General features: G+C 72.1%; 14 protein-coding genes and 1 pseudogene. 12 read left to right on the top strand and 3 right to left on the bottom strand.

Annotated elements, in window-relative coordinates; translation table 11 throughout:
* Positions 1–364, bottom strand: a pseudogene (locus ABZU32_RS24860) (hypothetical protein); the annotation flags it as partial.
* Positions 365–399: 35 nt separating this feature from the next.
* Between ABZU32_RS24860 and ABZU32_RS24855 the strand changes: the two are divergent.
* Positions 400–1,062, top strand: a complete 663-nt coding sequence (locus ABZU32_RS24855; RefSeq protein ID WP_354925501.1) for a hypothetical protein — start codon at positions 400–402, stop codon at positions 1,060–1,062.
* 229 nt (positions 1,063–1,291) lie between these two features.
* Here ABZU32_RS24855 and ABZU32_RS24850 read toward each other — a convergent pair whose 3' ends face one another.
* On the bottom strand, positions 1,292–1,816 hold the full coding sequence (locus ABZU32_RS24850; protein ID WP_354844277.1) for an inorganic diphosphatase: 525 nt from the start codon (positions 1,814–1,816) through the stop codon (positions 1,292–1,294).
* A 99-nt stretch (positions 1,817–1,915) separates the two neighbouring features.
* Between ABZU32_RS24850 and dacB the strand changes: the two genes are divergently transcribed.
* From dacB to ABZU32_RS24795, 11 genes are all read left to right on the top strand, one after another.
* The gene (gene dacB / locus ABZU32_RS24845; RefSeq protein ID WP_354925498.1) at positions 1,916–3,319 is read left to right on the top strand and encodes a D-alanyl-D-alanine carboxypeptidase/D-alanyl-D-alanine-endopeptidase; all 1,404 of its coding nucleotides are present in this window, start codon (positions 1,916–1,918) and stop codon (positions 3,317–3,319) included.
* A gap of 28 nt (positions 3,320–3,347) precedes the next feature.
* Positions 3,348–4,439, top strand: coding sequence for a zinc-dependent metalloprotease (locus ABZU32_RS24840; RefSeq protein WP_354925496.1), 1,092 nt, complete (start codon positions 3,348–3,350; stop codon positions 4,437–4,439).
* Between the two features lie 64 nt (positions 4,440–4,503).
* Positions 4,504–5,481 (top strand): tRNA lysidine(34) synthetase TilS, encoded by a 978-nt coding sequence (gene tilS, locus ABZU32_RS24835; protein WP_354925493.1) that lies wholly within the window; start codon positions 4,504–4,506, stop codon positions 5,479–5,481.
* 13 nt (positions 5,482–5,494) lie between these two features.
* Positions 5,495–6,052 (top strand): hypoxanthine phosphoribosyltransferase, encoded by a 558-nt coding sequence (hpt, locus tag ABZU32_RS24830; protein WP_354844288.1) that lies wholly within the window; start codon positions 5,495–5,497, stop codon positions 6,050–6,052.
* Between the two features lie 282 nt (positions 6,053–6,334).
* The gene (gene ftsH / locus ABZU32_RS24825) at positions 6,335–8,353 is read left to right on the top strand and encodes an ATP-dependent zinc metalloprotease FtsH (RefSeq protein ID WP_354925491.1); all 2,019 of its coding nucleotides are present in this window, start codon (positions 6,335–6,337) and stop codon (positions 8,351–8,353) included.
* Positions 8,354–8,356: 3 nt separating this feature from the next.
* A complete protein-coding gene (folE, locus tag ABZU32_RS24820; protein ID WP_354844294.1) occupies positions 8,357–8,944 on the top strand; it encodes a GTP cyclohydrolase I FolE in 588 nt (195 codons plus the stop codon).
* Between the two features lie 224 nt (positions 8,945–9,168).
* Positions 9,169–10,026, top strand: a complete 858-nt coding sequence (gene folP / locus ABZU32_RS24815) for a dihydropteroate synthase (RefSeq protein WP_354844297.1) — start codon at positions 9,169–9,171, stop codon at positions 10,024–10,026.
* On the top strand, positions 10,023–10,466 hold the full coding sequence (locus tag ABZU32_RS24810; protein ID WP_354844300.1) for a nuclear transport factor 2 family protein: 444 nt from the start codon (positions 10,023–10,025) through the stop codon (positions 10,464–10,466). The genes folP and ABZU32_RS24810 overlap by 4 nt, the downstream gene beginning before the upstream one ends.
* 216 nt (positions 10,467–10,682) lie before the next feature.
* Complete coding sequence (gene folB / locus ABZU32_RS24805) at positions 10,683–11,039, top strand: dihydroneopterin aldolase (RefSeq protein WP_354925488.1); 357 nt, start codon at positions 10,683–10,685, stop codon at positions 11,037–11,039.
* Positions 11,039–11,545 (top strand): 2-amino-4-hydroxy-6-hydroxymethyldihydropteridine diphosphokinase, encoded by a 507-nt coding sequence (gene folK / locus ABZU32_RS24800; RefSeq protein WP_354844305.1) that lies wholly within the window; start codon positions 11,039–11,041, stop codon positions 11,543–11,545. The genes folB and folK overlap by 1 nt, the downstream gene beginning before the upstream one ends.
* A gap of 205 nt (positions 11,546–11,750) precedes the next feature.
* Positions 11,751–12,206 carry a DUF3180 domain-containing protein gene (locus ABZU32_RS24795; protein WP_354844308.1) on the top strand — a complete coding sequence of 152 codons (456 nt, stop codon included), beginning with the start codon at positions 11,751–11,753 and terminating at the stop codon, positions 12,204–12,206.
* A gap of 338 nt (positions 12,207–12,544) precedes the next feature.
* Here the strand turns inward: ABZU32_RS24795 and ABZU32_RS24790 are convergent, their stop codons facing one another.
* Positions 12,545–13,633 carry an NADH-quinone oxidoreductase subunit D gene (locus ABZU32_RS24790; protein WP_354844631.1) on the bottom strand — a complete coding sequence of 363 codons (1,089 nt, stop codon included), beginning with the start codon at positions 13,631–13,633 and terminating at the stop codon, positions 12,545–12,547.
* Positions 13,634–13,726: the final 93 nt, after the last annotated feature.

Here is a 13,726-nt window from a genome sequence, read left to right as displayed (position 1 = left end):
GGCCGCCCGCCCCGACCCCCCGTCCGACCGCCCCGCCGACCGCCACGCCTCCGGGGCAGGGCCCGCCCACCGCCCCGCCCCCCACGCCTCCCCGCCCGCCGCGCGAGCGGCCCCCCGCCCCTCGGCCGTCGCACACCCACCAGAACCACCCCAGGCGCACCCCGTGCCCCCAAAGGACGCGCCCGGCGCCGACCGCCACCCCCACGCCCACCGGCTCGGGCAGGTCGTCCCCCGCGCCGACCGGGGGGTCGTCCCCCGCGCCGACCGGCTCGGCGGGGTCGTCCTCCTCCGCGCCGACCGGTTCGGGCGGGTCGTCCTCCTCCGCGTCGGCCGGTTCGGGCCGGTCCGCTCCGGCCGGGCGCACGGTCGTCCGGGCGGCCCGGCCTCAGGGCGCGGGCCGTGTTCACCGTCAGTGACGACTCACCCCTGGGTTGCCGGGTCTTCCCGCGGCCCGTCGCGTCCGGCCTGACCGTCCTGGTCCCTCGCGTCCACCGCGCCGACTGGCCGGTCTGGCTGGACCCGGGGCCGCGCATGCTGCGCGACGTGCTCGAACTGTGCCGCCTGCAGACCGCCCGCGGGCTCGCGGTGCTCTCCTGGCTGTCGGACGGCGAACCCCCGGCCGACGTGAGCTGGCTGTGGCCGGGCCGCCGCCTCGCCGGGCCGCGCCAGCAGCTCATGTACGGCGCCGCCTCCGCGGTGCCCGGCCCCGTGCTCGGCCTGGTCGTCGCCAACTGGACCTGGGTGCTGGACACCCGCTTCGCCGGCCAGGTAATCGCCCCCTACCTGGCCGGCACCGCCTATCCCGACGACGGCTACACGGCGGCCCAGGCCACCGTCACGCTGATGCGCATCTGGGAGCGGCACGCGGAGGCCAGACCGGCCCTGGGCGCCGCCTGGGCCGTGTGCCGCACGCTCGCCGACTGGTGCAAGGCCGCCGAGCTGGGCGCCGCGTACGGGCGCCCGGCCCCCGTCTTCACCTACCCGCGCGCCCCGCTCCCCCCACCGGCCGGGGTGCGGCCGTGGATCTCCCGCCTGCTCCGCCTGGATGGTGACTCAGCGTAGTCGTCGGGGTGTGTGCGCCACCGGCGCGGGGAAAACCCGTGAGATGTGCCACACGACGCCGCGACCGCCGCTCGCCCGGAGAGGGCCCGGGCGCGCCCGCCCGCCGCGGCGGCCGGGGCGCGAGCCGGGCCATGTGCCGCGACCTGCGCTGGGACGGGTGCCGGGTCATGTGCCGCGATCTACGCCGGGACGTGCGCCGGGCGATGTGCCGGGCCATGTGCCGGGACGGTCAGTGCCCGTCGGCGCCGGGGTGCTCGCTCCCGAAGGCGGCCTCGTGGTCGAGGTGGCGCTTGATCGAGCGCTGGATCTCGATCTCGGCCTCCGTGCGGCCGACCCAGTTGGCGCCCTCGACCGACTTGCCGGGTTCGAGGTCCTTGTAGACCTCGAAGAAGTGCTGGATCTCCAGCCGGTCGAACTCCGGGACGTGGTGGATGTCGCGGATGTGCTCCATGCGAGGGTCGGTGGCGGGGACGCAGAGCACCTTGTCGTCGCCGCCCTTCTCGTCGGTCATCCGGAACATGCCCACGGCCCGGCAGCTGATCAGGCAGCCGGGGAACGTCGGTTCCTGGAGGAGCACCAGCGCGTCGAGCGGGTCGCCGTCCTCGCCGAGGGTGTTCTCGATGAAGCCGTAGTCGGCGGGGTACTGCGTGGAGGTGAAAAGAAGGCGGTCCAGCCGGATGCGGCCCGTCTTGTGATCGACCTCGTACTTGTTGCGTTGTCCCTTGGGGATCTCAACGACAACGTCGAACTCCACTGCGGTTCCTCCGCTCAAGCCTCCCGGATGGTCCGGGGCGGCGTTAATGTCTCGTAGGCGTATATCCAGGATGACGCATTCGGGAAAGAGGTCGGTGAGGTGGTGCGGCGCGAGCGCTTGGTCGCGGTGACGACCCTCGCCCTGCTCCAGCTCTTCGTGTGCGCGGCGGGCGCGTACTTCCTCACCCGCGGCGAGCCGGGCTCCCCTCGGGCGAAGCCACCGGTCGCGGGTTCGCCACGCACCTCACCGTCCGCCGCCATCGTGACGGCGGGCCCGGTGCTGGCCGCCGCCCCCGACGGGCCTCTCCCCGCGAAGGGTACTTTGGCCTCCCGCCTGTCCCGTGCCCTCGGCGACTCCGCGCTCGGCGGCAGCGTGGGCGCGGTCGTGGTCGACGTCGCCGGCGGGGGCACCCTGTACGGAAGCAGGGCCGACACCGGCCTCACCCCGGCCTCCACGACCAAGGTCGCGACCGCCGTCGCGGCGCTGACCTCCCTCGGCCCCGACACCCGCGTGGCCACCCGCGTCGTCCAGCGCAAGCCCGGCGAGATCATCCTGGTCGGCGGCGGCGACCCCACGCTCGCCGGGCCGAGGGCGAACCTGTCCGCCTCCTATCCCCGCTTCGCCTCGCTGGCCATGCTGGCCTCCCGCACCGCGCAGGCGCTGAAGGCCGCGGGCGTGTCCTCCGTGCGCCTGTCCTACGACGACTCGCTGTTCAGCGGGCCCCGCACCGCGCCGGGGTGGAAGCCCGGGTACGTGCCGGAGGGCAGCGTCGCGCCGGTGACGGCGCTGACCATCGACGAGGGCCGCCAGGATCCGCGGGGCTCGGCACGGTACGCCGACCCGCCGCGCTCGGCGACCGAGGCGTTCGCGTCCCTGCTGCGCCGCGGCGGCATCAAGGTCGCCAAGTCGCCCGGGCGGTCCGGCGCCCCGGCCGCCGCCCGCGAGGTCGCCAGGGTGGAGTCGCCGCCGGTGTACGAGCTGGTCGAGCACATGCTGACCCAGAGCGACAACGACCTGGCCGAGGGGCTCGCCCACCTGGTGGCGGTCAAGGAGGGCGCGCCGGGCACGTTCACGGGCGTCGCCCGGGCCGTCACCGGGACGCTGAAGCGGCTGGGCGTCGCCGGAGGCGTCACGGTCTTCGACGGCAGCGGGCTGTCCACCCGCAACCGCATCACCCCCGCCGCGCTCGCCCGCCTGATCGCCCTGTCGGCGTCCCCGGCCAATCCCCGTCTGCACGCCGTCATCAGCGGGTTGCCCATCGCCGGGTTCACCGGCACGCTCGGCCACCGGTACGACAAAAAGGACAGCAAGTCGGCTGCGGGAGTGGTACGGGCCAAAACGGGCACGTTGAACGGGGTGAACACCCTGACCGGTCTCTCCAGGACCGCCGACGGCCGGCTGGTGGCCTTCGCGTTCATGGCCGACAAGGTGAGCGATCCCGACGGGGCCGTGGCGGCGCTCGACCGGCTGGCCGCGCTCGTCAGCGGATGCGGTTGCCCATAATCGCACCGCACGACGTACGGTGGTGAACATGCAGGTGATCGACTGGGATCTGGCCGTCTCGACCGGTGTCCGTCTTGTGCGCCCCGGGCCGCAGGTGAGCCGAGAGGAGGCCCGCCACGCCGTCACCGAGCTCCGGCGGCTCTCGCGCGAGGCCGAGGGGCACGTACAGGAATTCGCGCGCATCAACGGCGCGGCAGAGCCCGAGGAGGCGACGGTCGTCGACCGGCCGGGCTGGATCCGCGCCAACGTGGAAGGGTTCCGGGTCGTCCTGGAGCCCCTGACCGAGCGCATGAACACCCGGCGCACGCAGATCCCCGCCCTGGTGGGCGCGGTGGGCTCGCGGGTCACCGGTGTCGAGGTCGGCGCGGTGCTGGCGTTCCTGGCGACGCGCGTCCTCGGGCAGTACGAGCTGTTCCTGCCGCCCGACCCGAGCGGACAGGCGCCCACCGGCCGGCTCACGCTGGTCGCGCCCAACATCGTCCACACCGAGCGCGAGCTGGGCGTCGACCCCCGTGACTTCCGGCTGTGGGTCTGCCTGCACGAAGAGACCCACCGGGTGCAGTTCACCGGCGTGTCGTGGCTGCGCGAGTACGTGCGCGCCCAGATGACCGAGTTCCTGCTCGCCTCCGACATCGACCTCGGCACCATGCTCGAGCGCCTGCGCGCGGCCTCCGACGCCGTCGCCGATGCCATCAAGGGCGGCGAGGGCAACCTCATCGACGCCATCCAGACCCCCGAGCAGAAGGAGATCCTCGACCGGCTGACGGCCGTGATGACCCTGGTCGAGGGCCACGGCGACTACGTGATGGACGCCGTCGGGCCGGCCGTGGTGCCCTCGGTGGCCGACATCCGCGCCAAGTTCCAGCACCGCAGGCACGGCGGCTCGCGGTTCGACAGGACGGTCAGGCGGCTGCTCGGCGTCGACCTCAAGCTCAAGCAGTACGCCGAGGGGTCGGCCTTCGTCCGCAAGGTCGTCGAGGAGGTCGGCGTCGACGGGTTCAACCGCGTGTGGGGATCGCCCACGACGCTGCCCGACCACAGCGAGATCCGTAACCCCGAGGCGTGGATCGCGCGCGTGGTGCGCGCCCCCGAGCTGCCCTCCGCCAACGGGCACGCCTGACCACGGCGTGTCCTGACCCGGCCGGTGGTCGGCGCCGCCGGCCGGGCGCACCACACTAGGACGCATGGGACCTCATCCCGCCGTCGCCCGGATCCGCCGTGAGCTGCGCCTGTCGCTGGCCGGCCTGCCGAGGGGAGCCCTGGTGCTGGCGGCGTGCAGCGGGGGCGCCGACTCGCTGGCGCTCGCGGCCTGCCTGGGGTTCGCCGCGCCGCGCCTGGGCCTGCGCGCCGGGCTGCTGACGGTCGACCACGGGTTGCAGGAGGGTTCCCGCGAGCGGGCCGAGGAGGTCGCCCGCCTGGCGGCCGGGCTCGGGCTGGAGCCGGCCGAGGCGCTCACGGTGAGGGTGGGCACGGCGGGCGGCCCGGAGGCCGCCGCGCGGGAGGCCAGGTACGGGGCGCTGTCGTCGGCGGCGGAGCGGCTCGGCGCGTCGGCCGTGCTGCTGGGGCACACGCGTGAGGACCAGGCCGAGACCGTGCTGCTGCGGCTCGCGCGGGGAAGCGGCACCCGGTCGCTGGCGGGGATGCCGGCGGCCGCGGGGCTGTACCGCAGGCCGCTGCTCGGCGTCGCCCGGCGCGCCACCCGCGCCGCGTGCGAGGCGCTGGGCCTGGTGCCCTGGGAGGACCCGCACAACGCCGATCCCGCCTACACGCGGGTCCGGGTCCGCCACGACGTGCTGCCGGTGCTCGAACGGGCGCTCGGGCCGGGCGTCACCGAGGCGCTGGCGCGCACCGCAGGGCTCTGCAGGGACGACGCCGACGCGCTGGACGCCTGGGCCGACGAGGTCTGCGCGCGGCTCGGCGACACCGGCGCCGGGCTGGCCGTCGACGAGCTGACCGGTCTGCCGGCCGCCGTGCGCCGCCGGGTGATCCAGCGGGCGGCCCTGGCGGCGGGCGCGGCGGGCTCGGCGCTGGCGGCCGTGCACATCGAGCAGGTGGACCGCCTGATCACCGCCTGGCGGGGCCAGCGGATGGTGGAGCTACCCGGGGGGGTGGGCGTGGTGCGGCGGTATGGCACCCTGATATTCGCCAGCACCCTCACATGAAGGAAAACCGCAGGTGGACGCAGCCGACATGGGCATGGACCTGGAGAAGGTCCTCATTCCCGAGGAAGAACTTCAGGCGAAGATCAAGGAGCTCGCCGGACAGATCGACGCGGACTACGCGGGCAAGAACCTGTTGATCGTGGGGGTGCTCAAGGGCGCGGTCATGATCATGGCCGATCTGGCGCGCGCCCTGCACGTCGAGGTGCAGATGGACTGGATGGCCGTCTCGTCGTACGGGGCGGGCACCAAGTCGTCGGGCGTGGTCCGCACCCTCAAGGACCTCGACACCGACATCGCCGGGCGGCACGTGCTGGTGGTGGAGGACATCATCGACTCGGGGCTGACCCTGTCGTGGCTGGTGCACAACCTGCAGTCGCGCAACCCGGCGTCGGTGGAGATCTGCACCCTGCTCCGCAAGCCCGACGCGGTGAAGGTGCCGATCGATGTGAAATATGTCGGTTTCGACATCCCCAACGAATTCGTGATCGGGTATGGGCTGGACTATGCCGAGCGCTTCCGCAATCTCCCCTTCATCGGCACCCTCGCCCGCCACGTCTACGGGGCCGAGTAAGCCCTGAGCGAAGTTCCAACTCGCCAAGTGCTGTAATACACCGTCAATCGGTCTCGCCGTGGGGAACACGGGACCGCCTGACGTACGTTGGTAGGACAAAGCCGGTGTCGCCGGAGCAGTGACCCTGCGCGGCGGCCCGGTGTACCTTCGGAGGTCTCCGGAGGTGTGATCGCCTCCGGGTGGTCATTTGCAGGAGCGGTTCGGGATGCCGCTAACCCCGGGTTCGCCCGGGGCGTCAGGCCGTGTTCAGGAAGGGACGGGCCCGCAGGGGTTCCGCATCGGATGGATCTCAAGCGATTTACACGTGGGCCACTGCTGTGGATCCTGGGCATCGTCGTGCTGCTCCTGCTCGCCTCCACATTCTGGAGCGGCAACAGCAACTATGCCCAGAAGGACACCTCGTTCGTCATCAGCCAGATCCAGAGTGGCAATGTCGACAACGCGGTGATCGTCGACAAGGACCAGCGCATAGAGATCAAGACTCTCCAGAAGGTCAACGGAGAGGACCGCTTCTACGCGTACTGGGTCCAGGGTCAGGGCGTCGAGCTGCAGCGGCAGCTCCAGGCCCAGGTCGACGCCAAGAAGCTGCCGAACGGCTACAAGATCACGGTGCCGACCGAGAACTTCCTCGTCGGCCTGCTGATCAGCTTCCTGCCGATCGTCATCATCGTCCTGATCTTCCTGTTCATCATGAACCAGATGCAGGGCGGCGGTTCCCGGGTGATGAACTTCGGGAAGTCCCGGGCCAAGCTCATCACCAAGGACACCCCCAAAACCACCTTCGCCGACGTCGCCGGCGCGGACGAGGCCATCGAGGAGCTCCAGGAGATCAAGGAGTTCCTGCAGGCCCCGGCCAAGTTCCAGGCGATCGGCGCCAAGATCCCCAAGGGTGTGCTGCTCTACGGCCCGCCCGGCACCGGCAAGACCCTGCTGGCCCGCGCCGTCGCGGGCGAGGCGGGCGTGCCGTTCTACTCCATCTCCGGCTCCGACTTCGTCGAGATGTTCGTCGGCGTCGGCGCCTCCCGGGTCCGCGACCTGTTCGAGCAGGCCAAGGCCAACGCCCCCGCGATCATCTTCATCGACGAGATCGACGCCGTCGGCCGGCACCGCGGCGCGGGCCTCGGCGGCGGGCACGACGAGCGCGAGCAGACCCTCAACCAGCTCCTCGTCGAGATGGACGGCTTCGACGTCAAGGGCGGCGTGATCCTCATCGCGGCCACCAACCGGCCCGACATCCTCGACCCGGCCCTGCTGCGTCCCGGCCGGTTCGACCGCCAGGTCGTCATCGACCGTCCCGACCTCGAGGGCCGCAAGGGCATCCTGCGGGTCCACGGGCGCGGCAAGCCGTTCGCGCAGGACGTCGACCTCGACGTCATCGCGCGGCGCACGCCCGGGTTCACCGGCGCCGACCTGGCCAACGTGATCAACGAGGCGGCGCTGCTGACCGCCCGCCAGGACCAGAAGCTCATCACGATGAACACCCTCGAGGAGTCCATCGACCGCGTGATGGCGGGTCCGGAGCGCAAGAGCCGGGTCATGTCCGACCAGGAGAAGAAGATCATCGCCTACCACGAGGGCGGCCACGCCCTGGTGGCGCACGCCCTGCCGAACTCCGACCCGGTGCACAAGATCACCATCCTGTCCCGGGGCCGGGCGCTGGGCTACACGATGACCCTCCCCATGGAGGACAAGTTCCTCGCCACCCGGTCCGAGATGCTCGACCAGCTCGCCATGCTGCTCGGCGGGCGCACGGCCGAGGAGCTCGTCTTCCACGAGCCGACGACCGGCGCGGCCAACGACATCGAGAAGGCCACCTCGATCGCCCGGCGCATGGTCACCGAGTACGGCATGAGCGAGCACCTCGGCGCCCGCAAGTTCGGCACCGGCAACAGCGAGGTCTTCCTCGGCCGCGACATGGGCCACGAGCGCGACTACTCCGAGAAGATCGCCTCCACGATCGACGAGGAGGTCCGGCGCCTCATCGAGGCCGGGCACGACCAGGCGTGGGAGATCCTCGTCCAGTACCGCGACGTGCTGGACAATCTGGTGCTCGAGCTCATGGAGAAGGAGACCCTCTCCCGCGAGCAGGTGCTGCAGATCTTCGCCTCCGTGGTCGTGCGCGAGAAGCGGCCGTCCTACTCCGGTTACGGCAAGCGGCTCCCCTCCGACCGCCCGCCCATCCTGACGCCCAAGGAGATCGCGGGCAACGGCAACGGGGCCGCGCTCCCGGCCGGCTCCCCGGCCGTCCCGGGCACGGGCCTGACCAACGACCACCACCCGGCGCCCCAGGACGAGGCCTGACGGGTGTCCGTGAAGCCGCTCAAGGTCGACTCGGACCGGATCGAGAAGGCCGTTCGCGAGATCCTGCTCGCGATCGGTGAAGATCCGGACCGAGACGGCCTGCTCGACACCCCGGCCCGGGTCGCCCGCGCGTACGCCGAGCAGTTCGCCGGGCTGGGGCAGAGTCCCGAAGAGGTCCTGACCACCGTCTTCGACGCCGACCACGACGAGATGGTCCTGGTCAAGGACATCGAGGTCTTCTCCACCTGCGAGCACCACCTGGTGCCCTTCCACGGGGTCGCCCACGTCGGCTACATCCCGAACGAGAAGGGGCAGATCACCGGTCTGTCCAAGCTCGCCAGGCTCGTCGACGTCTACGCCCGGCGCCCCCAGGTGCAAGAGCGCATGACCTCGCAGATCGCCGACGCGCTGATGGGCGTGCTCGCGCCGCGCGGCGTCATCGTCGTGATCGAGGCCGAGCACCTGTGCATGACGATGCGCGGCGTGCGCAAGCCGGGCGCCAAGACCATCACCTCGGCGGTGCGGGGCGACTTCCGCGAGAGCGACAAGACCCGCGCCGAGGCCATGGCCCTCATTCTCGGCCGTCACTGATCCCTTCCTCCGGCCCACCCAGGCTTCCGCGTGACGCCCGCCGGGCCGGTCGGGCGCGTCAGGCGAGGCGGGCACTTGGGGTCGCCGTCCGCGCCTTGGCGCCGCCCCCAGGCGCACAGGTGGCGATGGGGACATCCCGGGCGGGTCCGTGTCGGGTCGATTCGTTATCCACAAGCCGGACCCATGGCACAGATCGTCATCGGGGAGCACCTAGGCTTGACGCCATGACCGCATGGAGGGTGCCGGGGTTGCCCCACGAGGGGCGCTGTCTGGTCATGGGCGTGGTCAACGTCACCCCTGACTCCTTCTCCGACGGCGGCGAGTGGTTCGATCCCGACGTCGCGGTGCGACACGGCCTCGACCTGGTCGAGCAGGGCGCCGACATCGTCGACGTGGGCGGCGAGTCCACCCGCCCCGGCGCCGCGCGCGTCCCCCTGGCAGAGGAGCTGCGCCGGGTCGAGCCGGTCATCCGCACGCTCGCCGAGCACGGGGTGACGGTCAGCGTCGACACCATGCGCGCCGAGGTCGCCGAGGCGGCCGTGCGGGCCGGCGCCGCCCTGGTCAACGACGTCAGCGGCGGCCTGGCCGACCCGGCGATGCCCCGCGTGGTCGCCGCCGCCGGGGTGCCCTACGTCGTGATGCACTGGCGCGGCCACAGCCACGAGATGGAGGCCAGGGCCGTCTACTCCGACGTGGTGACCGAGGTCACCGAAGAGCTTCGCAAGCGCGTCGACTCCGTGCTGGCCGAGGGCGTCGACGAGCGGCAGATCGTCGTCGATCCCGGGCTCGGCTTCGCCAAGCGGGCCGAGCACAACTGGCCGCTGCTCGCCGCCGTCGGCAGGCTCGGCGAGCTCGGTTACCCGGTCATCATCGGCGCCTCGCGCAAACGGTTCCTCGGCCGCCTGCTCGCCGGTCCCGACGGCACGCCGAGGCCGTTCGACCGGTCAGACGACGCCACGCTCGCCGTCACGGCGCTGGCGGCCCACGCCGGCGCCTGGTGCGTCCGGGTCCACCAGGTGCGGCCCAACGCCGACGCCGTCCGCGTCGCGGCGGCCTGGCGGGGCGCGGAGGGGGTTCGATGAGCACGACCCACGCTGAGATCGAGAAGCTCAACGAGGCGTTCTACACCGCCATCGAGGGCGGCGACCTCGACCGCATGACCGAGATCTGGGCCGAGGACGGCGAAGGCCGGGTGGCGATGTGCGTCCATCCGGGCTGGCCCATGCTCACCGGGCGCGCCGAGGTGCTGCGCTCGTGGGCGCTCATCATGGCCAACACCCCCTACATCCAGTTCGTGCTGACCGACGTGCGCACGACGGTGATCGGCGATGTGGCGGTGCTGACCTGCGCCGAGAACATCCTGACCGCCGCCGACACCGAGGACGCCACCTTCGCGGCGGGCCGGGTGGTGGCGACCAACACCTTCGTCCGCACCACCGGCGGCTGGCGGCTGTGGTTCCACCACGGGTCCCCGGTCCTGCAGGCCGACGGCGACGACGACGAAGAAGAGAGCGACGAGTGACCTTCCCGTGGCTCTCCCCCCTCCGCGCGGCCCCGCGGGGGCCTGCGGGCCGCGGGCAGAGCGTCCGGGTGGGCTCCGCGGCGCGCGGGTGTCGTTATGCTCTGCCGGGTTCTTCCGCCCGTGGGTCCCGTCGTGCACGGGCGGGCGCGCGCGGGGCCGGTTCCGCGGCCGGGTGGCGGGGATAGTGATGGGCGATCGGTCAGGGGGATGAGCACCATGGACAGCGTGAGCCTGGTCGGCCTGCGGGCACGTGGCAGGCACGGGTGCCTGCCCGCCGAGCGCGAGCTGGGCCAGGAGTTCGTGGTGGACGTCACGCTCCACCTCGACACGGCCCCGGCCGCCGCGGGCGACGACCTGACCAAGACGGTCGACTACGGCGAGCTGGCGCTGCGGCTGGCCGCCATCGTCGAGGGTGAGCCGGTCAACCTCATCGAGACGCTGGCGCATCGCCTGGCGGACGCCTGCCTCGCCGCCGAGCTGGTCGAGGAGGCCGAGGTCAAGGTGCACAAGCCCGCCGCACCCATCCCCGTTCCGTTCGACGACGTGGTGGTGACAGTCAGGAGGAGGCGGTAATGAAGGTCGTTCTGGCGCTCGGCAGCAACATCGGCCGCCGTTTCGAGACGCTGCAAGGCGCCGTGGACGCGCTGTTCGACGCGCCCGGGCTCGACTTCGTGGCGGTGTCCCCGGTGTACGAGACCGACCCGGTCGGCGGCCCGCCCGATCAGCGGCCCTATCTGAACGCGGTCGTGATCGGGAGCACCATGACGCTCGGGCCCCGTGCCATCCTCGAGCGCGCGCTCGGCGTGGAGACCGCGTTCGGCCGGGTGCGCACCGAGCCGTGGGGGCCGCGCACCCTCGACGTCGATCTGATCATGGTGGGTGAGCTGCTGTCGGACGATCCCGAGCTCACGCTTCCGCACCCTCTGGCGCACGAGCGCGCGTTCGTGCTCGTCCCGTGGTCGCAGGCCGACCCCGGAGCGGTGCTCCCGGGCCGGGGGTCGGTCGCCGGCCTGCTCGCCGACCTCGACCAGAAGGGCGTCCGGCTCCGCCCCGATCTGGCGCTCCAGCCGCCCGACTGAGCGTGGTGCAGGCGCCTCCCCCAGGGTGGGCGGGCGTCCGCCTGAGCTCGGTGGCGACACCGCCAGGGGCGCGCCGGAACGTTTTCCCCATGGTGCGGGGTTGTTGTGGGCAGGGTCGTGTCCCGGTTGCGGGCCGGCCGGCGATGACGGCGGACCGACCGGCGGGGCCGAGACCGGTCCGCCGCCGGCGAACGAGGAGGATCGTGTGAAACCGAGCCGTCCCGGCGTGCTCGTCCTGCTGCTGGTCGCTTTCGCGGTCGTGACGTGGGCTCTGCTGCAGAAGGTCTACTCCGACCTGCCGACCGTCCCGTGGACGGCGATCCCCACCGTGCTGCTGCTCGCGGTCGGCGAGGCCTACAGCGGGTGGATGACCCGGGCGCGCATCGAGCGAAAGCCCGACACCAAGCCGGTGGAACCGCTCGCGGTGGCCCGGCTGGCGGCCCTGGCCAAGGCGTCGGCCTATGTCGGGGCCGCCTTCGCCGGGATGTTCGCCGGGGTCGTCCTCCACGTCCTGCAGATGCTGGACCAGGACACGCCGCGGCGCGACTTCTTCCTGGCGGGCGGCTCGCTGCTCGCCTGCGTGATCCTCATCTGCGCGGCCCTGTACCTGGAGCACTGCTGCAAGGTGCCGAAGCAGCCCGGCGAGGACACCCGAGCCTGATCAGGACGCCCGCTGCGAAGCGGCGCCCTCCGTCCCGAACGGATCCGGACGCCCGCGACCGGGCCGGACGCACGAGGCGGGCCGGACGCACGAGGCGGGCCGGACGCACGAGGCGGGGCCGGACGCACGAGGCGGGGCCGGACGCACGAGGCGGGGCCGGACGCACGAGGCGGGGCCGGACGCACGAGGCGGGGCCCGGCCTGCGGCCGGGCCCCGCCTCGCACGGAGCCACCCCTGAATCCCTGTCCCTTAACGCACCCTCCTTCTGCGCAGAGGGAGGCCCGTTAAACCACCCGGCCGGAAACCCGTGTCGAACGCGCAGGTCAGCGCCGTGATTTCTACTTGTCGATGTCGCCGACGACGAAGAACATCGAGCCGAGGATGGCCACCATGTCGGCGATCAGTTGCCCGGGCAGCATCTCCCTGAGCACCTGGACGTTGTTGTAGGACGCGCTGCGCAGCTTGAGCCGCCACGGGGTCTTCTCGCCCCGCGAGACCAGGTAGTAGCCGTTGAGGCCGAGGGGGTTCTCGGTCCAGGCGTAGGTGTGCCCCTCGGGCACCTTGAGCACCTTGGGCAGCCGCTGGTTGACCGGGCCCGGCGGCAGTGAGCGCAGCCGCTCCACACAGGCGTCGGCCAGGTCGAGCGAGGCCTTCACCTGGTCGAGCAGCACCTCGAACCGGGCGTGGCAGTCGCCGGCCGTGCGGGTGACGACCTTGACCGGCAGCTCGCCGTAGGCCAGGTACGGCTCGTCGCGGCGCAGGTCGAGGTCGACGCCCGACGCGCGCGCGATGGGGCCGCTGACGCCGTACTGCATGATCGTCTCGCGGTCGAGCACCCCGACGCCGCGTGTGCGCGCGATGAAGATCTCGTTGCCGTGGATGAGGCGCTCGATGTCGGGCAGCCGCCCGCGCACCTCGGCGACCGCCCGCCTCACGCGGTCCAGCCAGCCGTACGGCAGGTCCTCCTTCAGGCCGCCGACCCGGTTGAACATGTAGTGCATGCGCCCGCCGGAGATCTCCTCCATGACCGCCTGCAACGTCTCGCGCTCGCGGAAGGCGTAGAACACCGGCGTGATCGCGCCGAGCTCCAGCGGATAGGAGCCGAGGAACATCAGGTGGTTGAGCACGCGGTTCAGCTCGGCGAGCAGCGTGCGGGCCCACACCGCCCGCACCGGGACCTCCATGCCCAGCATGCGCTCGACCGCGAGCACCACGCCGAGCTCGTTGGCGAACGCCGAGAGCCAGTCGTGCCGGTTGGCCAGCACGATGATCTGCCGGTAGTCGCGCACCTCGAAGAGCTTCTCGGCGCCCCGGTGCATGTATCCGATGATCGGCTCGGCGGAGGCGATGCGCTCGCCGTCCACGGTCAGCCGCAGGCGCAGGACGCCGTGGGTCGAGGGGTGCTGGGGCCCGATGTTGAGGATCATGTCCTCGGTGGCGAGCTCCTTGGCGCCGGTCCCGACCGCGACGACCCGCTCGACGCCCGTGGCGGCGCCGCCGGCTCCGGGACCTCCGCGAGT

Origin of the sequence: Sphaerisporangium sp. NPDC005288 (assembly GCF_040607475.1) — a bacterium.
GTDB classification, from domain to species: Bacteria; Actinomycetota; Actinomycetes; order Streptosporangiales; family Streptosporangiaceae; genus Sphaerisporangium; species Sphaerisporangium rhizosphaerae.
Note: the sequence above shows the minus strand (reverse complement) of the source record. Positions and strands in the feature narration are given on the sequence as shown.

Bases quoted from the DNA above. Each gene is read 5' to 3' on its own strand.
- ABZU32_RS24810 (WP_354844300.1), top strand. From the start codon at position 10,023: ATGAGCACGACCCACGCTGAGATCGAGAAGCTCAACGAGGCGTTCTAC.
- folP (WP_354844297.1), top strand. From the start codon at position 9,169: ATGACCGCATGGAGGGTGCCGGGGTTGCCCCACGAGGGGCGCTGTCTG.
- ABZU32_RS24840 (WP_354925496.1), top strand. From the start codon at position 3,348: ATGCAGGTGATCGACTGGGATCTGGCCGTCTCGACCGGTGTCCGTCTT.
- folK (WP_354844305.1), top strand. From the start codon at position 11,039: ATGAAGGTCGTTCTGGCGCTCGGCAGCAACATCGGCCGCCGTTTCGAG.
- ftsH (WP_354925491.1), top strand. From the start codon at position 6,335: ATGGATCTCAAGCGATTTACACGTGGGCCACTGCTGTGGATCCTGGGC.
- ABZU32_RS24790 (WP_354844631.1), bottom strand. From the start codon at position 13,633: ATGATCCTCAACATCGGGCCCCAGCACCCCTCGACCCACGGCGTCCTG.
- folB (WP_354925488.1), top strand. From the start codon at position 10,683: ATGGACAGCGTGAGCCTGGTCGGCCTGCGGGCACGTGGCAGGCACGGG.
- tilS (WP_354925493.1), top strand. From the start codon at position 4,504: ATGGGACCTCATCCCGCCGTCGCCCGGATCCGCCGTGAGCTGCGCCTG.